The 25364-nt window shown below is 34.0% G+C and carries 16 protein-coding genes; 10 read left to right on the top strand and 6 right to left on the bottom strand.

Annotated features, from left to right (window positions below):
* Nucleotides 1–7 precede the first annotated feature (7 nt).
* The gene (locus ACZ5CF_RS01965) at nucleotides 8–724 is read right to left on the bottom strand and encodes a LytR/AlgR family response regulator transcription factor (RefSeq protein ID WP_464580023.1); all 717 of its coding nucleotides are present in this window, start codon (nucleotides 722–724) and stop codon (nucleotides 8–10) included.
* A complete protein-coding gene (locus ACZ5CF_RS01960; RefSeq protein WP_464580022.1) occupies nucleotides 721–1764 on the bottom strand; it encodes a sensor histidine kinase in 1044 nt (347 codons plus the stop codon). The genes ACZ5CF_RS01965 and ACZ5CF_RS01960 overlap by 4 nt, the downstream gene beginning before the upstream one ends.
* 241 nt (nucleotides 1765–2005) lie before the next feature.
* Between ACZ5CF_RS01960 and ACZ5CF_RS01955 the strand changes: the two genes are divergently transcribed.
* From ACZ5CF_RS01955 to ACZ5CF_RS01940, 4 genes are all read left to right on the top strand, one after another.
* Nucleotides 2006–5107 (top strand): SusC/RagA family TonB-linked outer membrane protein, encoded by a 3102-nt coding sequence (locus ACZ5CF_RS01955; RefSeq protein WP_464580021.1) that lies wholly within the window; start codon nucleotides 2006–2008, stop codon nucleotides 5105–5107.
* Between the two features lie 13 nt (nucleotides 5108–5120).
* On the top strand, nucleotides 5121–6833 hold the full coding sequence (locus tag ACZ5CF_RS01950; RefSeq protein WP_464580020.1) for a SusD/RagB family nutrient-binding outer membrane lipoprotein: 1713 nt from the start codon (nucleotides 5121–5123) through the stop codon (nucleotides 6831–6833).
* A 152-nt stretch (nucleotides 6834–6985) separates the two neighbouring features.
* A complete protein-coding gene (gene nagB / locus ACZ5CF_RS01945; RefSeq protein ID WP_464580018.1) occupies nucleotides 6986–8929 on the top strand; it encodes a glucosamine-6-phosphate deaminase in 1944 nt (647 codons plus the stop codon).
* An 18-nt stretch (nucleotides 8930–8947) separates the two neighbouring features.
* Entirely contained in the window at nucleotides 8948–10984 is a 2037-nt protein-coding gene (locus ACZ5CF_RS01940) for a beta-N-acetylhexosaminidase (RefSeq protein ID WP_464580016.1), read from the top strand.
* Nucleotides 10985–10989: 5 nt separating this feature from the next.
* On the opposite strand, the gene metG is transcribed toward ACZ5CF_RS01940, so the two are convergent.
* The 3 genes from metG to ACZ5CF_RS01925 form a co-directional block, all read right to left on the bottom strand.
* On the bottom strand, nucleotides 10990–13059 hold the full coding sequence (gene metG / locus ACZ5CF_RS01935; RefSeq protein WP_464580015.1) for a methionine--tRNA ligase: 2070 nt from the start codon (nucleotides 13057–13059) through the stop codon (nucleotides 10990–10992).
* A 94-nt stretch (nucleotides 13060–13153) separates the two neighbouring features.
* Nucleotides 13154–14770 carry a DUF1501 domain-containing protein gene (locus ACZ5CF_RS01930; RefSeq protein WP_464580013.1) on the bottom strand — a complete coding sequence of 539 codons (1617 nt, stop codon included), beginning with the start codon at nucleotides 14768–14770 and terminating at the stop codon, nucleotides 13154–13156.
* 7 nt (nucleotides 14771–14777) lie between these two features.
* Nucleotides 14778–16256 (bottom strand): DUF1800 domain-containing protein, encoded by a 1479-nt coding sequence (locus tag ACZ5CF_RS01925; protein WP_464580012.1) that lies wholly within the window; start codon nucleotides 16254–16256, stop codon nucleotides 14778–14780.
* 247 nt (nucleotides 16257–16503) lie between these two features.
* On the opposite strand from ACZ5CF_RS01925, the gene ACZ5CF_RS01920 reads away from it, so the two are divergent.
* Both ACZ5CF_RS01920 and ACZ5CF_RS01915 read left to right on the top strand, forming a co-directional pair.
* Nucleotides 16504–16863, top strand: coding sequence for a YraN family protein (locus ACZ5CF_RS01920; RefSeq protein WP_464580011.1), 360 nt, complete (start codon nucleotides 16504–16506; stop codon nucleotides 16861–16863).
* 54 nt (nucleotides 16864–16917) lie between these two features.
* The gene (locus tag ACZ5CF_RS01915; RefSeq protein WP_464580009.1) at nucleotides 16918–17577 is read left to right on the top strand and encodes an aspartate kinase; all 660 of its coding nucleotides are present in this window, start codon (nucleotides 16918–16920) and stop codon (nucleotides 17575–17577) included.
* 2 nt (nucleotides 17578–17579) lie between these two features.
* On the opposite strand, the gene ACZ5CF_RS01910 is transcribed toward ACZ5CF_RS01915, so the two are convergent.
* Nucleotides 17580–19028: a M14 family zinc carboxypeptidase gene (locus ACZ5CF_RS01910; protein WP_464580008.1), complete on the bottom strand. Its 1449-nt coding sequence runs from the start codon at nucleotides 19026–19028 to the stop codon at nucleotides 17580–17582.
* A 229-nt stretch (nucleotides 19029–19257) separates the two neighbouring features.
* On the opposite strand from ACZ5CF_RS01910, the gene ACZ5CF_RS01905 reads away from it, so the two are divergent.
* The 4 genes from ACZ5CF_RS01905 to ACZ5CF_RS01890 all read left to right on the top strand — a co-directional run bounded on the left by ACZ5CF_RS01905 (nucleotide 19258) and on the right by ACZ5CF_RS01890 (nucleotide 25340).
* Complete coding sequence (locus tag ACZ5CF_RS01905; RefSeq protein WP_464580007.1) at nucleotides 19258–22197, top strand: response regulator; 2940 nt, start codon at nucleotides 19258–19260, stop codon at nucleotides 22195–22197.
* A gap of 328 nt (nucleotides 22198–22525) precedes the next feature.
* Nucleotides 22526–23248: a hypothetical protein gene (locus tag ACZ5CF_RS01900; RefSeq protein ID WP_464580005.1), complete on the top strand. Its 723-nt coding sequence runs from the start codon at nucleotides 22526–22528 to the stop codon at nucleotides 23246–23248.
* A 17-nt stretch (nucleotides 23249–23265) separates the two neighbouring features.
* Nucleotides 23266–24558, top strand: a complete 1293-nt coding sequence (locus tag ACZ5CF_RS01895) for an OmpA family protein (RefSeq protein ID WP_464580004.1) — start codon at nucleotides 23266–23268, stop codon at nucleotides 24556–24558.
* A 113-nt stretch (nucleotides 24559–24671) separates the two neighbouring features.
* Entirely contained in the window at nucleotides 24672–25340 is a 669-nt protein-coding gene (locus ACZ5CF_RS01890) for a hypothetical protein (protein ID WP_464580003.1), read from the top strand.
* Nucleotides 25341–25364 lie beyond the last annotated feature (24 nt).

Below are 25364 nucleotides of genomic sequence, written 5' to 3'. Positions count from 1 at the left end.
TAAGTAATTAAGAGTCGTCTTCGTTTGTGTGTAAAATTCGGTCTTTAGCAATTTTTTGATAGTTTCTTCCGATGGGTATTTTTCTGTTAGATATTTCTATGGTGTTACCATCTAAAGCCACAATTTTGTTTAGAGCAATAGTGTACGATCGGTGTACTCGCAAAAAGTTACTTGCCGGAAGCTCTTCGGTTATGGCAGTTAATGATTTGTGTACTACATAATCGCCTAAAGTAGTAATTACTTTTACATAATCTTTTAAACTTTCTATTAGTAAAATATCATTAAGGTTAACTTTTATAAGTTTTTTGTTAACCCGCAAAAACATATGGGGTTCTTGCTGCAACAAACTATCTGTTTGGGTTGTGTTGTATTTATATTGATAAATTTTGTTGACGGTTTTTAAAAAACGATTAAGCGGAATGGGTTTTACTAAATAATCTAATACATCCAGCTCAAAACTTTTAACGGCATATTCACGGTAAGCTGTTGTAATTACAAAAAGCGGTTTGTTTGTAAGACTTTCTATAAACTCAAACCCGGTCATTTGCGGCATATTAATATCTAAAAAAACCACATCAATTTTTTCTTTTTCTAAAAGCTCATAAGCTTTAATAGGATTGTTATAAGTTTGCACAATCTGAAAGTTATCAAACTGGGCTAAGTGATTTTCTATAACATTAATGGCCAAAGGTTCATCATCTATAATAACGCATTTAATAATCATTGTGCCGGGATTTTTAAATACACTGAATATTTATCTTTTTGTTGAGTTGTTTTAAAGGTGTAATTATTAGCATAAAGTAAATTTAATCTTCTTACGGCATTGGCAATACCAATTCCGTGTTTTTTTTGATGTTCGTTTAATGCTTTCTCATTAAAATTATTTGTGACTTCAAAAATTAAATATTGATTGTTAATGGTAAAGTTTATGGTAATTAAAATATTATCATTCTCAACTAAGCCATGTTTAAAGCAGTTTTCTATAAATGGTAAAAACAATAAAGGAGGCACTTTAATATCTTCTAAATTTCCTGTTATGTTTAAGTTTGCATTAACACGATCTTTAAAACGAAGGCGCTCAATATCTATGTAGTTATTAATATGCTCAATTTCTTTTAAGAGACTAATTTTAGTAGTATTTACTTCGTATAAAACATACTGCATCATATTAGAGAGCTTAATTACCATTTGTGGCGCACTGTCTGATTTCTCTAATGTTAAGGCATAAAGATTATTTAAGATGTTAAAGAAAAAATGCGGTTGAATTTGTGTTTTTAAAAACTTAAGCTCTGTACTAAGTTGGAGCGCTGCCAACTCTTCGTTTCTTTTTTTCTCTATACTCCAATCTACAATAAGCTTAATAGCTGTAACAAAAGCAATTACATACAATTCTCCTAATACTACAGCAGCAACATGGTTAAAGGTTAAAAACGCACTTTGTGTATCGGCTTCAGGCCAAATATCTTTTGTAACTAATAAATAATTTAATCCTGTTCTAACTAAATAAATCATAGCAAGCATTGCTAGCAAACTTGCTAAATAATGCCAGTGTTTTTTTCTAAGAATAAACTTTGGAATGAGATAATAGATGTTTATATAAACAACTATTATGTGAATAGGGAACTCTACAAGATTAGATTTTAAAGAGTACCAATAATCATTAAAATAACTACCCCAACGTACAACATTAAAAGCAAAATACACAAACCAAAAAAGGATGTGATATTTTATAGGAATAGTGGTTTTAATGTTTTTGAGTAGCAAAATTAAATTGTTGATTAATTTTTAAAAATAAAAACAGTTTATTGAGTAAATCTCAAACAATGTTACTAATTATTGATTAATTAACAATAAAAACACAAAAAGTTTATTTTTTAGCAAAACGGTTGTCGATAAATTTATGTTGTTAATGAGTAGTTTACAGCCGTTAAGATATTTTATTTCAATACAATAGCTTAATAGAATACATTAGGTAGTAATTAACTAAGACCTAACGTATTTTATTATGAAAAAAACGCGAGCATTTTCCCTCTTAATTTTAGCATTAATAACTACTTTTCAGGTAGCATTTGCACAACAAAAAGAGGTAAGAGGAACGGTTACCGATCAAGCAGGAACACCTCTGGCGGGGGTTAATGTTCTGGTTGAAGGAACTACTACCGGAGCACAAACCGATTTTGATGGAAACTACATCATCACGGCATCGGTTGGAGACATCTTAGTGTTTTCGTATTTAGGGATGGCAACACAAAAAATAACAGTTGGTTCATCTAACACTATAAATGTAACATTACAAGAAGACACACAGTTTTTAGACGAAGTAGTTGTCACTTCTTTAGGAATTACAAGAGAAAAAAAATCATTAGGATATGCTGTAACAGAACTTCAAGCAGATGAGGTAAATACGGTAAAAGACTATAATGTGGCAAACTCTTTGGTTGGTAAAGTTGCCGGTTTGGTAATTAACCAATCCGGAGGACTTGGTTCTGGTTCAAGAATTACCATAAGAGGTAATAACACCATTACCGGTAATAACCAAGCATTAATTGTAGTAGATGGTATTCCAATAGATACTTCGGGCTCAGAATCTGGCGGTAGTGTATTTAACAGTACTGTAACAGGAGGCGGAATCACAGATATTAATCCGGAAGATATAGAATCTATATCGGTATTAAAAGGACCTAATGCTGCTGCATTATATGGTTCTCGTGCAGCAAGCGGAGTAATTTTAATTACTACAAAAAAAGGCACAAAAGGAGCCGGGTTAGGAGTTACATTAACATCTAACATAGCCATAGAAGACACCATGTTTTTACCGGATTTCCAAAATGAATACGGACAAGGTACAAATGGCGCCCCTTATCCTGATTTAGCCGGTATGGGAAGCTTATCTTGGGGCTCTCAGTTAGATGGTTCACAACAATTATACTACACAGGAGAGCAAAGAGCATATACAGCACAACCGGATAACGTAAAAGATTTTTTTGAAACCGGACTCAGAAGCATCAATTCTCTGGCAATAGATAAAGGAGCAGAAAACTTTAGTGTTCGTTTTTCTTATACCAATAATGCTACTACATCTATACTGCCAAACTCTAAATTACAAAGTCATAATGTTAATTTAAGAACACTTTTTGATCTTTCAGACAATTTTAGTTTTGATGGTAAGGCAACCTATTTTACCCAAGAGCTTAACAACAGAGTTAATCTGGGTTCAGAAGGAGTAATGGCATATGTATATTATATGCCCAGAAATATTAGAATTAATGATTTAAAACGCTATCAAGTAGAAAATCCGGCGTTGTACGATATACAAGAAGGACTCAATGATTATGATGTAATTAGTTATGCCGGGCAAGGAAAAAGCATCGGAAATCCGTATTGGATTCTAGAAAATGATGTAAATGATGAACGAAGAGAACGTTTTTTAGGTTTCGGTAAACTAAACTACGAATTTACTGATTGGCTTTCTGCATTTGTTAGGGTTGGTGCAGATATTACTAATGTTAGAGAAGATGTAATACAACAACCGGGTCATCACTTTAGGCGTTGGGGACGCGTTACATTTAGCAGTAATAAGTACACAGAGTTAAATGCTGATTTTCTAGTTACGGCAAATAGAGATTTAACAGACAAGCTTAATCTTGTAGCCAGTGTTGGCGGAAATTTATCTAAGCGTACTTTTGAAACCATGTGGGTAAGAGGCGAGCAATTTAAAATTCCTACTCGTGCCTTTTTAGCCAACACCAACATACAAGAAAGTCGTCATACTCCTTTAGCAATAAAGAAAGTAAATTCTTTATACGGCTCGTTTAGTTTCTCTTATGATGATTTTATTTATTTAGATCTCACCGGGCGTAACGATTGGTCCTCTTCTTTAGCAAAAGATAATCGCTCTTTCTTTTATCCGTCTGCCAGTTTTGCAATATTGCTAGAAAGGTTTGTAGACCCAGATAGAGAAGTGCTAAATTTATTAAAATTCAGAACAAGTTGGGCAGAAGTAGGTAACGACACAGGAGTTTATCAATTACGTCAAACTTTCGATGTCCCTGCGCAAGGCTACTTAGGTTTAACAACTTTAGGAGCGCCTAATGTTAGATTTAACGAAGATTTAAAACCAGAAAGTGTAAAATCGTTTGAAGTTGGTGTAGAAGGAAGATTTTTTGGTAACAGACTCTACACAGACATATCATTATACAAAATCGTAACAAACGATATGATTTTTGATGTTCCGGTACCACCGGCAACAGGGTTTAATTTCTTTAGAGAAAATGTAGGTGAAGTTCAAAACAAAGGTATAGAACTACTAATTGGCGGAAAACCAATTCAGACACCAAACTTTAGTTGGGATGTTTCGTTTATTTATTCTAAAAATAAAAATGAGCTGATAGAACTTATAGATGGTTTAGAAGGCACACCACTTAACAGCACTAATAGTGGTAATGTTTCTATCAGAGCCGAAGTAGGAGGAGGAATTGGCGATATTTACGGTACCGTTTGGGATACAGACGACAGTGGTAACTTATTAGTAAATGCAGAAGGCAGACCCCAAGCATCTTCAGAAAGAGAATTTTTAGGAAATGCCCAACCAGACTGGATTGGTAGTATTACCAACACACTATCGTATAAAAACTTTTCACTTAGGTTTTTAATAGATGGAAGATTTGGAGGAGAAATTTACTCGTCAACATCGGCTAATTTAGATGGCACAGGAGTATCTGAAAGAAGTTTACAATACAGAGAATCCGGAATAGTGATAGATGCTATAAACACCGGAACCGGTTCTCAAAACACAGAAAATATCACTGCTCAAGAGTATTGGTCTAGCTATTCTGGTATTGCAGAACACTATGTGTATGACCAGACCAATATTAGGTTGAGAGAATTTGTGCTAAACTACCGAGTACCCTCAAACGTTGTTAAAAAAATAGGAATGACTTCGGCAACGGTAGGACTCATAGGAAGAAACCTGTTTTTCTTTTATAAAAAAGCAAAAGACATAGATCCGGATGCAACCCTAGGGACAGGATTATCTGGTCAAGGTATATCAATAAACAATGTGCCTACAGTTAGAAGCTTTGGGGTAAACGTAAATCTTAAATTTTAATTTAATGCTAGTCATGAAAAAAATAAAAAATACAATTCAAATACTAGGTTTAGCCATTATAATGGTTATGGTTGGCTGTTCTGATTTTGATGAAATAAACATAAAGCCCGATGCTTTTGGTCCGGACGAGGTAAGCGCAAAGTTTTTCTTAACAGGAACACAAATTAGGTTATATGCCCCAGACAGATTTCCGTACTGGCGAGCACACCTAATACACGCAGACCGTTTTGCAGGTCATTTTACCTTTGGATTTAACGGTAGTTGGTGGAATGATGGATTAAGTTATAGCTATAATGCAGGTTATACAGATGCAAGTTTTGATTGGTTGGCAGGTTACATAAGCAACCTTAGTGTGTTTATAAACTTTGTAAAAGAAGGAGGAGATTTAGAAAACGATAAATACTATGCCATAGGATTAATCATGAAAGGTCTCTACTACCAAATGTATACAGATACTTTTGGGATGGTGCCTTATTCAGAAGCATTAAATCCGGATATTGTTACACCAGTTTTTGATGATCAAGCAGCTATTTACCAAGGTGTTATTGCAGAATTAGATGAAGCAATGCAAATTATTGGCGATGCAGATAATACCGGAGAGGGAGTAGATTTATTAACAACTAATGATTTGTTTTTTAACGGTGATTTACAAAAATGGAAAAAACTAGCCAATAGCTTAAAGCTAAGATTAGCATTAAGAGCCCAAGGAGCAACAGGAGCAAGCTTTGCAGAAACAGCTATAAGTGAAGCTATGGCTCAACCTTTATTAACCACAGATACAGATAACGCTTTAATGGAAAAAGACACAGAAATCAGTCAATGGGCTAATGCTGCTTACGGAGACATATGGCATAACTTTGGCACAGGCTCTAACTGGAATGTTGGTAAAACACTTATAGATAACCTCCGTAATAATAACGACCCAAGATTACCAATGTACGCACAACCAATAGATGGAGGAGAAGTGGTATTTACTAAACCTTCAGAAGGTTCTGGCGTGGCACTTTTTGATAAGCATGTGAACTTTATAATTCAGCAATTAGACGATGCCGGAGTATCTTACACAAGAGTTGATGGTACCGACGGAGATGGTAATGAAACGGTTACAGTAACAATCACAGATGGTGAGTACTATGTTGGGCAACCTAGCAGATTAAACGGCGAAATATATCCGCATGTAAAAGAAGCATTATTTTCAAGGCCTGCAGAAATTGTAACAAATCCTAAAAACCAAGGGAAACCTATTTTTCCTGAAATTGTATTTACTGCAGCCGAAGGGAATTTTTTAATGGCCGAAGCCATTGTTAAAGGTCTTGCGGCCGGTGATGCCCAAGCTGCCTATCAAGAAGGTATAAGACAAGCCATGAAAATATGGGGAGTAGATGATGGCGCGATAGATACGTTTTTAGCTAATGAAGATATGGCCTTATTAAATGGTACAACCGATGAGAATTTAGAGAAAATTGCCATTCAGCGCTGGATTGCAGCCTATACAGATGGTTTTGAAGCCTGGGCAATTGTTAGAGACACGGGGTATCCTACAGAATTGGCTCAAGGAGTTTCTGATTTTGATATATTTAGTGGTGGTGACCTCAATGGCGCGTATCCGCAACGAATGCGATATGGTAGTACTGCCTACAATACTAATGGGGCTAATACGGAAGCAGCTGTACAAGCTCAAGGCCCCGATGTACAAGCAACAAAATTGTGGTGGGCAAAACAGTAGCAAACAAGAGTACTTAAACTAATTTTTAGCTATTTTTTGTTTCTTTTTTATACAAACGGGATGTAACAATTCCGTTTGTTTTAAAGAAGAATAGTTAACAAATTAACAATATTATAAAGCTTAATTACTTCACTTTTAATAATAAGTGTTTTATGTTTACCTCTCAAACCATTCATCACATGAATCGTAAAAATAGTATTCAGTACTCAGAACCGGGAAAATTTGAGGAAACTCGGTTCGAAAAAATTCACAATGTAATTTTTAGCTCTTCAGACCAAGCTTCAGAAATTGTTGCTCAAGAAATAGCTTCTTTAATTAGAGATAAACAAGCGCAAAACAAAATGTGTGTTTTAGGGTTAGCAACGGGCTCATCTCCAATTAAAGTTTACGAAGAATTGGTTAGAATGCATAAAGAAGAGGGGCTGAGTTTTGCTAATGTTATTACGTTTAATCTAGATGAATACTACCCAATGGAGAAAGATAACATACAAAGTTATCATTACTTCATGCACGAACATTTATTTAATCACATAGATATTTTACCGGAAAATATTCATATACCCGATGGCACAGTTGCACCGGAAGATGTGTACCAATATTGCATAGATTACGAAATGAAGATTAAAGAAGTTGGCGGTATAGATTTTCAGTTATTGGGTATTGGCAGAACCGGACATATTGGGTTTAATGAGCCTGGTTCTCATTACAATTCCGGAACAAGAGCCATAACGCTAGATCATATAACTCGAGTTGATGCTGCTCCAGCATTTTTAGGTATAGAAAATGTCCCCAGAAAAGCTATTACTATGGGGGTTGCAACAGTTAAATCTGCCAGAAGAATTGTTTTACTGGCATGGGGACAGCATAAAGCAGAAATTATTAAAAGAGCAATAGAGGGAGATATTTCTTCACAAGTTCCAGCTACATACTTGCAAGAGCATACTAATGTAACCTTTGTTTTAGATACCGAAGCAGGCTCAGAACTTACCCGAAATAAAACACCTTGGTTGGTTGGACCATGCGTATGGACAGATGAGCTAAGTAATAAAGCAATAGTTTGGTTATGCCGAAAAACTCAAAAATCTATTTTAAAATTAACAGACAAAGATTATAATGACAATGGCATGTCTGGTTTGTTAGCTCAAGAAGGCTCAGCATACGATTTAAACATTAAAATGTTTAATAAAATACAGCATACTATTACCGGGTGGCCAGGAGGAAAACCAAATGCAGATGATACATACAGGCCAGAGAGAGCAAAGCCTGCCCAAAAACGTGTCATTATTTTTAGTCCGCATCCTGACGATGATGTAATTTCTATGGGAGGTACTTTTGATAGGCTTATAGAGCAGGGACACCAAGTACATGTAGCCTACCAAACGTCGGGTAATATAGCAGTTTCAGATAGCGATGCGCTTAAATTTGCTGAAATAGCCATCGCATTAAATAATAATGCAGAACAAGCTAAAAATGTTATTTCTTTTTTAAAGCAAAAAAAAGAGAATACTGTAGATTCTCATGAAACCAGGCATTTAAAAGGATTAATTAGAAGAGCAGAATCGTATGCAGCAACCCGATATTTAGGCTTAAATGATGAGAATGTACACTTTTTAGACCTTCCGTTTTATGAAACAGGCACCATAAAAAAGAAAAAACTATCTGATGAAGATATTCATAAAATGGTGGCAATCATAAAGCAAGTAAAACCTCATCAAATTTATGCAGCCGGAGATTTAGCCGATCCTCATGGAACGCATAAGGTGTGTTTAGATGCTTTGTTTAAAGCGTTAGCTATTTTAAAAACCGAGGATTTCATGAAAGATTGCTGGGTGTGGCTCTATAGAGGTGCTTGGCATGAATGGGACATACATGAGATAGACATGGCAGTACCAATGAGTCCGGACCAAGTTTTAAAAAAGCGTAAGGCCATCTTTTTTCATCAATCACAAAAAGATAATGTAATGTTTCAAGGAGATGATACCCGTGAGTTTTGGATGAGAGCCGAAGAACGTAACAGAGCTACAGCAGAGGGATACAGAGCACTTGGTTTTGCAGATTATGCAGCAATAGAAGCTTTTAAAAGGCACTATTATTAAGGCCTTAAATTTTATTTAATGAGATTACTTTTAACAATATTTATTTTTACACTTGCCCTAAACACCAGTGCGCAAATTGCTTCAGAACCTTTGATGCCTTGGCCTAAAGAGGTGGTTTTTAATGAAGGGAAATTTTTAATTAACAAGAATTTTACGGTTGGTATTCGAGGTGCATTCAATGACCGTTTGTATGATGCAGCCAATAGGTTTTTAAGACGCTTAGATAATAGAACCGGAGTTTTTTTTAAACAAGGCATAATTAACAAACATTCTGTTTTTTCTGATGCTCCTTCTTTGTTAATAAAAGTTGTAAGACCCGGTGAAATAAAGCTTCACGAAGACGAGTCATACCAGTTAACTATAAATAATCAAAAAATTATACTTACAGCTACTACAGATATTGGTGCAATTAGAGGCCTAGAAACGCTATTACAACTTCAAAAAAGTAATGAATCGACTTATTTTTTTCCGGCAGCAGAAATAAACGATGCTCCCAGATTTGCATGGCGCGGTTTAATGATAGATGTAGCCAGACATTTTATGCCAACACATATTATTAAACGCAATTTAGATGCAATGGCAGCATTAAAACTTAATGTTTTTCATTGGCATCTATCAGATGATCAGGGTTTTAGAGTTAAAATTAACAGCAGGCCAAAACTTCATGAATTAGCATCAGATGGATTGTATTACACCCAAGAGCAAATAAAAGAAATTGTAAGCTACGCACACAATCGTGGTATAATGGTAATTCCTGAAATAGATGTTCCGGGGCATGCTACTGCTATTTTAACGGCTTATCCGGAATTGGCAAGTAAAGACACAATATATACTTTAGAACGTAATGCAGGAATTTTTAACCCAACATTAAACCCCATAAAAGAAGAAGTTTATGTTTTTTTAGAAGATGTTTTTAAAGAATTGTCACAGCTTTTCCCACACGAATATGTACATATTGGAGGCGATGAAAACGAAGGTAAACATTGGGATGAAAATCCTGAGATTTTAGCCTTTAAAAAGCAAAAAGGGATTAGCAGTAATCATGAACTGCAAGTATATTTTAACGTTAGAGTAGCAAAAATTTTAAATAAATACGGCAAGAAAATTATGGGATGGGAAGAAATAATGGATATCCAAATGCCAAAATCTACCATTATTCACTCATGGCGTGGTTCTAATGAGGGGTTGCCCGCAAAACAATCATTAGTAAATGCAGTAAAAAAAGGCTACAAAGTTGTATTGTCTAATGGATATTATATAGACTTAATGTATCCTGCTGCATCACATTATAAAGTTGATCCGTTACCCGAAACATCGTTATCTACCAAAGAGAAACAATTAATTTTAGGAGGTGAAGCGACCATGTGGAGTGAGTTGGTAACTCCAGTTACCATAGATTCCAGAATATGGCCCAGAACAGCAGCAATTGCAGAAAGGTTCTGGTCTGAGCAACAAATTACAGATGTAGATAATATGTACAATCGGTTAAAAACTGTTAGTTACAGGTTAGAAGAGGTAGGGATTACCCATTATAGAAACAGAGATGTTTTACTAAGAAACCTGACAGAAAACCAAAGTACTGAAGCTTTAAAAATGTTGGTTACGGTTTGTGAGCCTTTAAAGCAGTATACACGCAATAAAGGAGGTACAGAATACAAAAGCTATTCTCCGTTTACACTATTTGCAGATGCTTGCAGTGCAGATGCCAGTGCAGTTAGGCCATTTAATAAATCAGTTAAACTTTTTTTAGAAACAGATAATGCCACTATAGTGCTTGGTTACCTTTCGGTTTGGGAAGAAAACCATAAAAAGTTTACAGCGCTACAAACCAATCCTAAGCTTGCTAAATTACAAACTCTTTCAGAACAATTATCAATAGTAAGCGCTGTGTTAGCACATGTAATTAAAACAAAAAAGATGAGTGAAAAAGAACTTAAAATAATACAAAGCACTTTACAAAAATTAAGCCAACCCTTTGAAGATACAGAGTTGGCTGTTTTACCAGATTTAAAACTGTTAAGTGATTATGTAATAAAAAACTATTTACTGCCTTAAATAAGTTAGCTTATAACAGAGCCGTTAGCAACGTTGCTCTCATCAGGATTAACAAATACTAGCTTTCCCTCAGGAGTTTCGGCCATTAATACCATTCCTTCACTTTCTACACCGCGCAGTTTTCTTGGTGCTAAATTTATAAGCACCGTTACTTTTTTTCCAATAATTTCTTCAGGTTTAAAATGCTCTGCAATACCAGAAACTATAGTTCTAGTATCTAAACCTGTATCTATTTTTAACACCAAAAGTTTTTTGGCTTTGGGCATTTTTTCTGCTTCTATAATGGTGCCTACTCGTATATCGAGTTTTGTGAAATCATCAAATTGAATAGTATCTTTTTGTGGGGTCATAGCTGTATTAGCTTGTTCGTTAGCCTTTTTAGTAGCTTCTAACTTATCTAATTGTCTTTGTATTTCGGCATCTTCTATTTTAGTGAATAAAAGCTCACCCTTATTTATGGAGTGATTAACAGGAATGAGATGCTCAGCAGAACCAATATTTACCCAGGTTACAGTATTAGCCAATAAATTATGATTAAGCATTTGTTTTAATTTATTGGAGGTGAATGGTAAAAAAGGTTCGGACAGAACGGCTAATGCTTCTGCAATTTGAAGCGCTACAAATAATATTGTTTTGGTTCTGGTTTCGTCTTCTTTTACAGTTTTCCAAGGCTCTTCGTCTGCTAAGTACTTATTGCCTAATCGAGCAACGTTCATAAGCTCTGCAAGTGCCTCTCTAAATCTAAAGCGCTCTATAGAAGCTGCAATTTTTTCAGGGTAAGAGCGTAACTCTTTTAAGGTGTTTTTATCTACTTCGGTAAGTTCTCTCGGAGCCGGCACTACGCCATTATAATATTTGTTAGTTAATACAACTACCCTATTTATAAAGTTGCCAAAAACAGCAACTAACTCATTGTTGTTTCTGGCCTGAAAGTCTTTCCAGGTAAAATCGTTGTCTTTGCTTTCAGGAGCATTGGCTGTTAAGACATAGCGTAAAACATCTTGTTTGTCCGGAAAATCGACCAAATATTCATGTAACCAAACAGCCCAATTTTTAGAAGTAGATAGTTTGTTGCCTTCTAAATTTAAAAATTCATTAGCAGGTACATTTTCAGGTAAAATATACTCACCGTGAGCCTTTAACATGGTTGGGAAAATAATACAATGAAAAACTATGTTGTCTTTACCTATAAAATGTATCAGTTTGGTGTTTTTGTCTTTCCAGTAAACTTCCCAATCTTTACCTTGTTGTTTAGCCCATTCTTTTGTGGCAGAGATGTACCCTATTGGAGCATCAAACCAAACGTAAAGCACTTTACCATCTGCACCTTTAACCGGCACCGGAATACCCCAATCTAAATCTCTAGTTACGGCTCTGGGTTTAAGCCCTTCATCAATCCAAGATTTACATTGTCCGTAAACGTTAGGCTTCCAATCGTTTTTATGACCTTCTAAAATCCATTCTTTTAAAAAGTCTTCGTATTGGTTTAATGGTAAAAACCAGTGTTTAGTTTCTTTTTTTATTGGAGTAGAACCCGATAAAACCGATTTTGGATTAATCAAGTCGGTTGCATTAAGTGCAGAGCCACAACTTTCACATTGGTCACCATAGGCCTCTTCATAACCACATTTAGGGCATGTTCCTGTTACAAACCTGTCTGCTAAAAACTGTTTAGCTTCTGCATCGTATAATTGTTCTGTTACTTCTTCTAAAAACTTACCTTCTTCGTATAATTTTTTAAAGAAATCTGATGCTGTGTTATGATGAATCTCTGCAGAGGTTCTTGAATAATTATCAAACGAAATACCAAAATCTTTAAAAGATTGCTTAATTAAAGCATGGTATTTATCTATAATTTCCTTGGGTGAAACTCCTTCTTTTTTTGCACGCATAGGTATGGCTACACCATGCTCATCGCTTCCGCAAATAAAAGCAACATCGTTTCCGATTAACCTTAAATATCTTGCATAAATATCTGCCGGAACATATACACCGGCTAAATGCCCAATATGTATAGGACCATTTGTATATGGTAAGGCTGCTGTTATAGTATAACGTTGTGCTGAGTTTTGCATTTGTGCTGAATTAAAAGCACAAAAATACAGATTTTAACGAGAGAAAAAGAGCAGACTTTGTAAAAAACAAAAGGGCTGTAAGCCCTTTTAAATATTATGCTCTAATTAGCATAGATTTACTGTATTTTTTTCCTTGAAACTCTATTCTGTAAATATATTGTCCGGTAGATAATCTGGTATTAACACGTTCTTTTACCGGAATGGTATGTGTGCCTTGAAAAGCCATTTCGTTAAAGATAGTACCAACGCGTTGTCCTAAAATATTAAATAAATGAATTACAACATGGCCGGCTGTTGGGAGCTCTATATGTATAGAGGGTTCCATTTCGTTCGGGTAAATTGGCATATGCTCTATACTTACCGAATCATCATCAGGATTTGGAGGCGTTACTCCGTTACAATTAAATCCTAAATCTACCGGAACAGAAGGCCTACCAAGCAATGCTTCGTCTACAAGACTTTGCTCTACACATAACCACTGAGAAAGTACAGTTGCATATAAATCTCTAAAGTCTGTTGTATAGCTTAAGTTTCCTCTGTCTAAAATCTCTAAACTTGGGTGCTCTCCAACAAAAGCGCTACCATTTAAGCCAGATCCAAAAAATAGGGTTGGAGCAGCAGCACCATGGTCTGTACCATTAGAACCGTTTTCATAAACACGCCTACCAAATTCAGAGAATGTCATGCTAAGTACACAATCGTCCATTTGTGTAAAGGCTAAATCATCGTAAAAATCTTTAACTGCAGATGAAAGCTGAGACATAAGCCTCTCGTGCATTATAGGTTGGTTTGCGTGAGTGTCAAAACCACTTAAACTAACCATATATACTTTGGTACCTAAGTTTCCTTTAATTAACCTTGCAACAATAGCCATCTGGCGAGCAAAGTAATTGTCATCATATTCTACTTGATTGCTACCACGTGTGTAAGCTTCGTGAATAACTCCTGAATACTCGTAGGTAATATTGGTCATTCCTCTTAAAAATGCTAACTGCTCTCCATACATACAGTTAGGAACATCTTGTACATCGTAAAACGAACCGCTTTCTGCAATTCGCTCTAACTGTTCTGCATTAGCAGTTACAAAGGCATAGTTGGTTTGAGTGCCTTCAAAAACTAAGTTGCTGTATCTTCCAATTTGTATGGCTGCCGGTACTTGAGGCGGATTTATTAAAAAATCAGGGTATAGTTCTTCAAAATACCTTCCCATCCAACCGGTTTTCATTTTACGCATGGCAGGATCTGTTGTAGCCCAGTTGTCTGAACCTTGAAAATGCGATAAGTTTTGCCCTTCGTATCCTACACCATGTACCACTTTCATCTGACCGTCTTGCCACATGGTTTCGGCATTTTTCATGTAAACCGGAATACCGTACTCGTCTGTTAAAGGAATAATTTTACTCTCCGGAATATAAATGTTAGGTCTGTAATTTGCGTATGTATCAAATTGATTTAACGGAATTATAGTATTTAAACCATCATTACCACCTACAAGCCTTATAAGTATTAATATGTTTTCTGTTTCTGAGTTACTAATAGCTGCCGTAAGAGGTGAAGGGGCCGAAGCTGTTACTAAGTTACTGCCCAGCATAATGGTACCAGAACCTGCTATACCCAGCGCTTGTAAAAAAGATCGTCTACTCCAATAGCTATGTTCTAAATCATGTTGATCTACTTGTGATTTTCCGGGATGTTGATGTTTTAAACACATAAGCAGGTTACTTTAATTGAAATTCTGGTTGTCTGGTAAGATGTAACAATAACTGGAATACTTGTGCCGGCACACTAACGTAATACAAATTCCAGGTGCCATTTTGGTAGTATTCCGGTGGGACATCGCTTCTAAAAACATCTATAGCTGCTTGATAATCTGTTTCAGAATACAAGCCTTTAGGAACTAATTTATCTACAATTTTGCGTGTAATATCGTCTGGGTCTGTGTTGGCGCTACCGGCAATTTCTATGGCAAACTCTCTAAAACGCTCCTGGTCTCCTTGCTGCCAATTGTAAAATAAAAACCACTCTAACATGCTCCATCTACTAATTAGCGCATTGGCATTTATCCAGTTTCTGTCTCGTTGCCACCCGGCCACATCAACAGGGTCAAATAAAAGTTGTCCGGCCAAATCACAATAGGTAATCATGCCTTCTATAAGCTCATCGTTAAGTGTTAGTCCGGTTTCTTTTATAAAGTTTAAACCATAATCAAACGGACTTTTTATAATTACACCTATTGCATTATCATCAAAAAAGTGTTCGCTTTTAAAAAGTTGACGTAACATTGGTGCCAACTCAAAGTTGCTGGCTACTAAGGTATTGGCTAATTCTGTAATTATTGGCTGAACAGGATCCGGATCAGGATGTACAAAAAACTTATAGAGTTTTTCTGCAATAAAGTACGCTATTTCATTGGTACGCTCTTCAAAAAGAATATCAATTACATCATCATAACCCCAATTACCGGTTCTTCCGAAAATGGTTTTTTCTGAAGTATCGTGTTCAGACGGATCAAAAACATATCCGCTACATCCAACATCTTCAATGCCTTGTGCAACATAACCGGTTAGTGCTCTGGCAGTTTCAACTATATCATCTTCTGTATAACCGTTCCCTTCACCAAGCGTAAATAACTCAAAAAGCTCTCGAGCATAATTTTCGTTGGGTCTGTTTCTGTAATTGCGGTAACCGTCTAAATACCGTAACATAGCATTGTTTAACCCAATCTCTCTGACAAATGTTTTAAAGTTGCCAATGGCATGAATTTGTAAGGCGTTTATATAACCATACAAGTAAGATGGGCAACGGTATATGTCTTCTTCTGTAACAAAATGATTGCTCCAGAAAAAGCTAAGTCTATCTCTTAAGTTATTATTTAATAGCGCATTAACATAGGTAAGTGCCCACTCTCTTTTTTGATCTCTGCGCATTTGGTTAGCCAAATCATCATCTTCAGGGTAATCCAAATTAGTCCAATTAGCCCAAACAGGAGCTGGCGTAGGAGGCATGGCAATAGCCTCATCTATTAGCTGATCTACTAAATTTGAAGGAGATTGTGAAAGCGCCGTTTGTGTATCTACATGCGATATTCCAAAACCTAACCGTCTGTAAAGGTGATTTACTTTGGTTGCATCCCAAGGATTCTCGGTTGTGGGGACGTACGGAGCTAAGGTAGATGTGTTACAATTTACAAACATCATTGTTTAGTGATTTGGGACATTAAACTATATACGTTTGGAGGGCGCGTTTTGGATTATATATCCTTATTTTATTTACTCTTAACGAAAAAAAAATAAAAAAATTACACCAACAGGGTTAAATTCATACATTTAATAGATTGATAAAGAGAATACTAATAACTTAATTTTTTAGACAATTAGAGCAAGAATATAGATTTTACAATAAGTTAAAGTTTGTGCTTTTTTTGGGTTCTAATTGTGTTTTTTTATGGCCAATCATTACGATTTTGGACGAATTGCAGAGCAACTAGCAGCTAACTACCTTAAAGATAAAGGGTATACTATTTTAACACAAAATTACCGCTACTTAAAAGCCGAAATAGACGTTATTGCCAAGTATCAAAACACCTTAGCAATTGTGGAGGTTAAGGCCAGAAACAACCCTTATTTTGGAAATCCGCTAGATGCTGTTACAGTTAAAAAAATAAAGCTCATGGTGCAAGCAGCAAACGAGTATGTGTTGAGTAATGATTTAGATGTTGATTTACGTTTTGATGTTGTGGCCATAATAAAAAGAGGCAACCTCTTTACTATAGAGCACATTGAAGATGCTTTCTACTATTTTTAACCAATTGTTTTATTTATAACTTTAAGTTATATTTGTTTGATTAATGTTAGTATTATGAGAACAATATCTGCCGTAGTAGAGCATTATATTAAAAGCAAACCTTTTTTGCAAAGTGCTTTAGCTCAAGGAATTATAAACTTAACCTCATTGTCAAGACAAATTAAGCCGGAAGTAGAAGAGCAATTAGGAAAAGAAGTTAGAAACGGTGCAATAGTAATGGCTTTAAAACGGCTTTCGGGTGATTTAGAGTTTAGGGCCACTTATAAAATTCTTAAAGTGCTACGCCATATAGGAGAGATAACCGTACGGTCTGCATTAAATGATTATAACTTTAAAATGTCTGATACCATTTTGCAGAATATGGCATTGCTTATTACCAAAATAGAAGACAATAAAAATATATTCTACACCTCCTCAAGAGGAGTAAACGAAGTTACCATTGTTGTTAGTAACGATGTGGCGCATGAGGTAGATGAGGTTTTTAAAAATGAACATTTAATTGATAAAACAGAAAACTTATCGTCTATAACTGTAAAGCTGCCCAAAGAAAATGCTCAAATCCCCGGATTATACTATTTTATTTTTCAGAGACTCTCTTGGGAAGGAATTAATATATACGAAGTGATTTCTACCACCAACGAGTTTACCATTTTAGTAGATGATGATAAAGTAGATAAGGCATTTAAAACAATTAAAGATTTAAAAAAGCTATAAAGCTACTTTTTAAGAATCCAGCCGTTTTTAATTGGTAAGTTTTCACTATCTACAGCAACTACAAATCCATTAACAATAACATATTTTATTTTCCCTTTGCCTGAAACTAGTAAAAATGATGGGTTGCTGCCAAACGATATTTTAGGCGAAGGAGTAAAATTTTCGGGAACAAATATAAATGGAGCTTGTGTAGGTTGAGGCTTTGTAATATTTTTTACCTTAACATAAACAATCCCGTCTTTAATAATATTTAAAGCATTTAAGGTTTTAACATCATCAACAGTGTTAAATGTTTTAGGGTGTACTTTAGCGGGAGCGTAATAAAGATCTTGAGCATCTATGGTTTGGTATCCAAAATGTGTGCTTAAATCTCCAATATCTTGAATAGCGCCTTGGTAATACGTAGCATTTTTTACATAACTTTCTAAATGGTTTATCCCTAAATCTAACACAAAATCTTTTGACGCGTAATTGTAGTTTATATTGCTAATTTTTAAATCAAAAAGCTTTCTGTCGTTTTCCGGAATAGACCAATAATTATCTAAAGAAAAGTTTTTAAACTCTTGCAAAGTAATGCTTTTAAAGGCCGTTAAAAGTAATACGTAATTAAGTTTTCTAATAAACTGTTTTTCGGGGTCGTTTGGGTAGCCTCCAGATTCTACCAAAATGGTACTTGTGCCCCATTTTTGAATGTTATCTCCAAACGCTCTGGGCTCAAAATCATCATTATACTTTGCTACTTTCCCCGGAATTATGTTTTGGAGCATTGTATTGAGCTGTGCTATTAATTTCATGGCATTGCCTCTTACATCATTCACATCTTTTTTGTAATTAAAAGCCGGGGCTAAAAAAGAGATGGTTGCTGTGTTAGGCGTATTTGTTGCATTGTAATATTTACTTTGGTCGTGTAAATTAAATCCAAAATCCGGAGTTAAACTATCTCGTACACGCTTTAGGATTTTAGATTCGTTAGATTGTAATCTGAGCGCATCTCGGTTTATATCAATATTTATAGCATTACGTCTTTTAAAAAATTCTGCTCCATCGGGATTAAGCATTGGTATAAAATGTAATGTTAGCTTGTTAGTTATGTGCTTTATAATAGTATCTGAACTACGTGTTAAATAATTAAGCACATCAAAAATAGCCATGGTAGCTGTAGATTCGTCTCCGTGCATTTGCGACCATAAAAGCACTTTGGTTGGGCCGTTCCCTACGGTTAACATTGTAATTGTTTTACCTTCTATAGATGTTCCTAAAACGGTAGTAGTAACAGCTTTATACTTACTAAGCTTTTGCAGTAATGGCTGTATTTCTTGGTGTGTAAATTGTCTCTTAACTAAAGAGGGTTCTTTGAAGTTTTCATACTCAGAGAAAATAGTGGTACTCCAATCTTGAGCATTAACAGAAAGATAGCTTAAGAGGCTAAAAACAACTAAAACAAATCGCATAGGAATATTTAATTGTTAAAGTACTAAATTTTACTGATTTATCTAGGTATTAAAAAACTTTCTTGAATAGAAATCTACTAGTTATATAAAACCGTTTAAGCCTTTTTTATGAGTAAAAATCAAAAAGAAAATAACCAGTCTTATTAGGTTATTTAATTGGCACTAAAATCTTTAATATTTTGATTTAAAATGAAATTAACTTAATTTAAACCTTAGTTTTCAGAAAGTTATGAGAATTGTTTTAGTACTCTTACTATTAGTTAGTGTTAAATTAAAAGCACAAAACTCCCAGCTTAAACACCTCAATAAAAAAGACTCTACGCTCTTTATTGCTTTAAAAACTAATATGGCAAGGCATATAAATCCTAATCCGGATAGTGCATTATATTACATAAAACAAATACAGAAATTCAGTACAGAAAAAAAGTATAGTATTGGTTTAGTAGAGAGTGATTATCTATACGCAAGTTATTACAGAAGAATAAATAAATTAGATTCTGCTATAGTGTTTTTTGAAAAAGCACTGCAAAGGGCAAAAAAAATTAACTATTACAGAGGGATTGCAGTATCTAATAACGGGTTGTGCAGAACATATTATGTTTTAGGAGAAATAGAGAAAGCAGAAAAAACATGTAATGCCTGTATAGAAGCTGCGAGTAAAATTAATAATGCAACGGTTATTTCTGATACATATATTGCTTTAGGAAATATTAATCTTAGAAAAAACGATTTAAAAAAATCATTACAATATTTTTTAAAAGTTGATTCATTACACACCTTAAAACCACTTAGAGCAGACATTATTGCTGCTGCTTACCAAAGCTTGGGGACAGTTTACCAAGAACTTGAAGATTATAACAAGTCTGAAGAATATTTTTTAAAAGCTAATGTTGAATTTAGTAAAATACCGGCCGATGTAACATTTTACCTTAAAACAACCGATTGGCATTTAGGAGAGGTATATTATCATAAAGGAGAAATAGCAAAAGCCGATAGTTTATTGGTAAAAAGCCTTGATTTTTTTAAAAAAATAAACGATGCAAGTACCGTTGCACAAATAAACATATACTTAGGTTTAACAAGAATACAACAGCAAAAATTAGAGGAAGGCGAAAATTTTTTAATAAACGGGTATAAAATACATAAAGCAAACAAAAGTTATTATGAAACTTCTCTTGCTGCTTTAGAACTTGGAAAACTTTATTTAAAAAAGAATGCTTCGCAAAAAGCAATACCTTATTTAACAGAAGCCTTAAACAATCAAAATAAATTCAAAACAAAGAACACTTACATTCGGCAAGAAGCCCTTTTAAATTTGGCTGAAGCCTATAGAATAATTGGAGATTATTACGAGGCATATAAATTTCTTGAAGAAGGTAATAGGCTAAAAGATTCTTTAAACACTATTCAGAACGTTGCTAAAATAAGAGAGATAGAAGCTATTTACCAAACAGATAAAAAAGAACAAGAAATAGCACTTCTTAAAGCTCAGAATGAGCTGGTTCAGCAAAAAAACACAAACCAAAAAAATATATTTATAGCCATTGGTTCAACGTTACTTATTGCTTTTTTGTTTTTGTTTCTTTTATATAGAAATAGAAAAAAGACTAATGATAAGCTAAAGGAAATAGATAAACTAAAATCTAGGTTTTTTGCAAATATTTCGCATGAATTTAGAACACCACTTACTCTTATTTCTGTCCCAATTCAAAAAAAAATAGCCTCAAATAAGCTAAAAGAGAAAGATAAACAAGAGCTGCAGATAATTCAAAATAACATAAAACGATTATTAGAACTTGTTAATCAACTAATGGACTTGTCTAAAATAGAAGCCGGTAGCCTTACCTTAGAATTTAAAAAAGGCAATCCGTTAGCGTTAATCAGTGCTATTGCAGAATCCTTTTTTTACTTGGCAGACCAAAAAGACATTAATTTAAGTTTAAACATTAAAAACACAAACAAAGAAGTTTGGTTTGATAAAGATGCCTTAGAAAAAATTACTATTAATTTACTTTCTAATGCACTAAAATATACCCCAATAAATGGTAATGTTGAGTGTAAATCATATATAGAGAAAAACACACTAAAACTCCAAATAAAAAATTTCGGTGAAGGATTAACCAAGAAACAGATTAATAAAATATTCGACAGATTTTATCAAGTAAATGAGTATCATGAAGGCACAGGAATAGGGCTTGCTTTAGTAAAAGAACTTGTTGATTTATACAAAGGTAAAATAGAAGTTAAAAGTGAAAAAGAGGGCTTTACAAGTTTTTTAGTAACATTGCCACTCCCAACAAATATATCTTCATCTAAAAAACAATCTTATTCAAACTTAAAATCAGAAAAAGCAAGTAATGTGCAGCCTTACAATAAGCATAAAGAGAAAAAACCTGCATATCAAGATGTAGAGATGCCTATTCTTTTAATTGTAGAAGATAATACTGAGGTTAGAAATTTGTTGGTAGATACATTTAAAGATACTTACAATGTGGTAGCAGCTTCTGATGGCGAAGAAGGCCATGAATTAGCCTTAAAGCTCATCCCAGATTTAATTATTTCAGATATAATGATGCCCAAAAAAGATGGGATAACCTTAACAAAAGAGCTTAAAAATGATGATAGAACTTGTCATATTCCTATTGTTTTATTAACTGCAAAAGCCGGAGACGAAAATGAACTTGAAGGATTAGAAACCGGAGCAGATGATTACGTTGTTAAGCCTTTTAATATAGAATTACTTTCTACAAAAGTCACAAATCTTATAGAGACCAGAAAACAATTACAGTTAAGATATAGCCAAGAAGTTATTTTAAAACCAAAAGATATAGCAATAACTAATTTAGATGAATTGTTTTTAGAAAAGGTTCAAAAAATAATAGATAATAAATTAACAGATTCGTCTTTTACAATAAAAGAATTTAGTGCAGAAGTAGGCATGAGCAGAATGCAATTGCACAGAAAACTAAAAGCATTAACCGGGTTATCGGCTTCAGAATTTATAAGATCACAACGGTTAAAATTAGCAGTTAAACTACTTCAAGAAAATCATAGCAATATATCTGAAATTGCCTATGCTGTTGGGTTTAATGATCCGGCATATTTTAGTAAATCTTTTAAAACGGTTTACGGATGCTCTCCGTCTGACTACTTAAAAAAACCGTACTAAATCTCAATTTTTATAAGCCTTTACATGTAATGTTACATATGTTACAGCCTTTGGTACATATGTTATAGATACCTTTTTTAACAAGAAGTAAGTTTGTTAAAAGCAAAACAAAGCTTCCTTAACATTTATAAGGATTAAAGCAAATTAATTTTTCATTATGTATGAAACAACTAAAGTACGAGGGAGCACTAAATAACATTACAACTCACAAAATTTACCTAAACATAAACTACTTACATAAAGGAGAATATAGGCTAATTATCATTTATAAAAATAAGGTTATAAAAACCACTCATTTCACAAAGAAATAAATTTAAAACACAATAAAATGAAACACTTTAACCAAAAACTAGTTTTGCTTGCAATTACCTTACTTTTTGTTAGCATTCCTTACGCACAAAACTGTAAAGCAATTGATGCTAAAAGATTGGCTTTGCCAATTTTAAGAAAACAGCTTGCTCCTATGGAAATTGTTTTAAACAAAACAGGATCTTACATAAAATTAAAAAATCAAACTATAAGGTTTGATATGGGAGAGAGAGAAGTGAGAGGGCCCGCACGTAAATGGGTGTATTATGTTAACGATGTACAATCTATTAGAGGCAAAAATAAACTTACATACGAACAGGGCAAATTTTATCTATCTATTGAGTTTGAAGGTAATGGTAGTGAAATTAAAGGCAAATGCCCCGGATGTCTTAAACGCTTTAGAGACAGTAGAGCTCCGGATTTTAATTGGAAATCCCCCCGAATAGCAAAAATTAGACTAAAACCTATAGCCTACAATGGCTCTGTAGCTTTTGATGTTGAAAAAGTAGACCTATTAGGTAAGTTTGAAATGGGAGGTAAAATGGATATTCTAATCCCGGTTTTAAATGCTTTAGAAATAAAACTAAAAAGAGAAATAGAAAAACAAACAAAAAAAATACTTAACAGCCCTGAAAACAAAGCCGCCTTTGCTAAAGGGTTTGAAGGTTTTGTTAAACTAAACAGGTTAAGTAGGGTGTCTAGTGTATACACGGCCGGCAACAAATTATTCTTTTGTGAATAAACTTAATATTTAACGCAATGAAAAAAACAATCCTATTAATAACAGCAATATTATTAAGCTCGCACTTTTCTGCACACGCTCAATTTTTTAAAAAACTTAAAAAAAGAGCAGAAGAAGCTGCTAAAGAAACCATAATCAGAAAAGTAGAGGAGAAAACTGTTGAGAAAACAGAAAAAACTATGGACTCTATTTTAGATGCCGACAAGAAAATTAAAAAGAGAAAGAAAAAGAAACCAGCTTTAGAAAACGAGTTTCCTGAAGAAGACGATCAGTTTTTAGAGGAAGAAGCAGAAGTTACAGATATAGAAATTTTGTCGAAATTTGATTTTGTTCCTGGAGATAAATTACTTTTTTATGATGATTTCTCACAGGATTATATAGGCGATTTCCCTTCTCGATGGAATACCAATGCTTCAGGAGAGTTAGTAACCATAAATAACTCAGAGAATAAATGGTTAAAAATAGCTCCGGGATTTAAATCGGTTTATGTACCAGATGTAACCAACTTGCCAGAAGAGTTTACTTTAGAGTTTGATGTTATAGCAGACGGTATAGATAAGGCAACGTCATCTCAAGCTTTTTTATCAGTTATCATTTCAGATGATAATTCATTTGCAACACCACAAAACTATGGTATGATTGAATATTCGTTTTGCCAGTTTATAGATGTAGGCATAACGGTTAGCAACAAAATAAATGGTAAAAATACCATTAGAAATGTTATAAGTGCAGATGTTAGAGAAACGGTTACAAAGCAACACCATGTTTCTATAGCCATAAATAAACAACGATTAAGAATGTGGATTAATCAAACTAAATATGTTGATGTTCCGAGGCTATTACCCGAAAGCGTTAAAATGAAAGCTATAAAATTTAATTTAAGAGGTACAACCAATAAAGAAAGTATTTATTTAAGTAATGTTAAAATAGCAGAAGGAGGTTTAGATTTAAGAAGAGAACTGTTAGAAAAAGGTAAATTCTCTACTAATGGAATTTTATTTAATTCCGGATCTGCAGTTATACAACAACAATCTTACGGAATACTCAGGCAAATTTCTCAGGCATTACAGCAAGATGCAAATATGCACTTAAAAATAGTTGGGCATACAGATTCTGACGGTGCAGACGACATTAACTTAGAGCTTTCAAAACAAAGAGCAGAAGCGGTAAAAAAAGTATTAATAAGCATTTATGATATAGACAGTAACAGATTGTTTACCGAAGGAAAAGGAGAAACAGAGCCTGTTGCAGATAACAATACTCCGGATGGAAGGGCACTAAACAGACGGGTTGAGTTTATTAAAATGTAAATGTCTTTACATATAACACTTTATTAAAAGAATAAAACAGTTACTATACTAATTAAAAAATAATTAAGATGTCACGAATTAAAAGATTAAAGATTAAAAAAGTATTCGCTTTAATGATATTTATTTTTTTGAGCATAACCATAACCCACGCTCAAATAGATAAGCCTAAAAGTATAAACAATAAAAAATTACCTTCAAAGAGCTTTTCTAAGGTACTGGTTAAACCTCAAAGAATACAAGTTACAGACTTAAATAAATTGCAACCAAAAGAAGTAGCTAGCCTTAAGGCAGCCACTGTAAACAGAGAGGCATTAACAAAACTAAGGTTTAGCAAACACTGGGAAATTACACCTGCTAAATTAAAATATAAAGACATGTATGTTGAATCGTATTTTGGAAAATTTGAAGCAAGGCCCAGATACATATCTATTTACCCCGAAAACAAATATTACCCACGTTTAGATAGAGGACAGCCTGGCTTTTTACCGGAGATTAGGTATTTAACATTAAAGTTCTATCCAGAAACCGGTAAAAGATATCGTATGCTAATTAAACTAAAGCCCGGAAATTATAGAAATAAAAAGATTGCAACTCAAACAGCAGGAGCAAGATATACAGATTTATGGTATGTAAATGATCAATATGATGAGGTTATGTTTGATTTTATTGCAGAATCTCAAACCATAAAAATATCAAACATAATTGCAGGAACAGAAAGGTATTATGTGCTTTATGAAACTTTAGAGATAGAAAAAATTACTATTGATAAAGTTGAAGAATAAGAATGCACTTAAAAAAACACTTAA

This window comes from Lutaonella thermophila (assembly GCF_055387725.1).
This window is presented reverse-complemented; position numbering and strand designations above follow the sequence as displayed.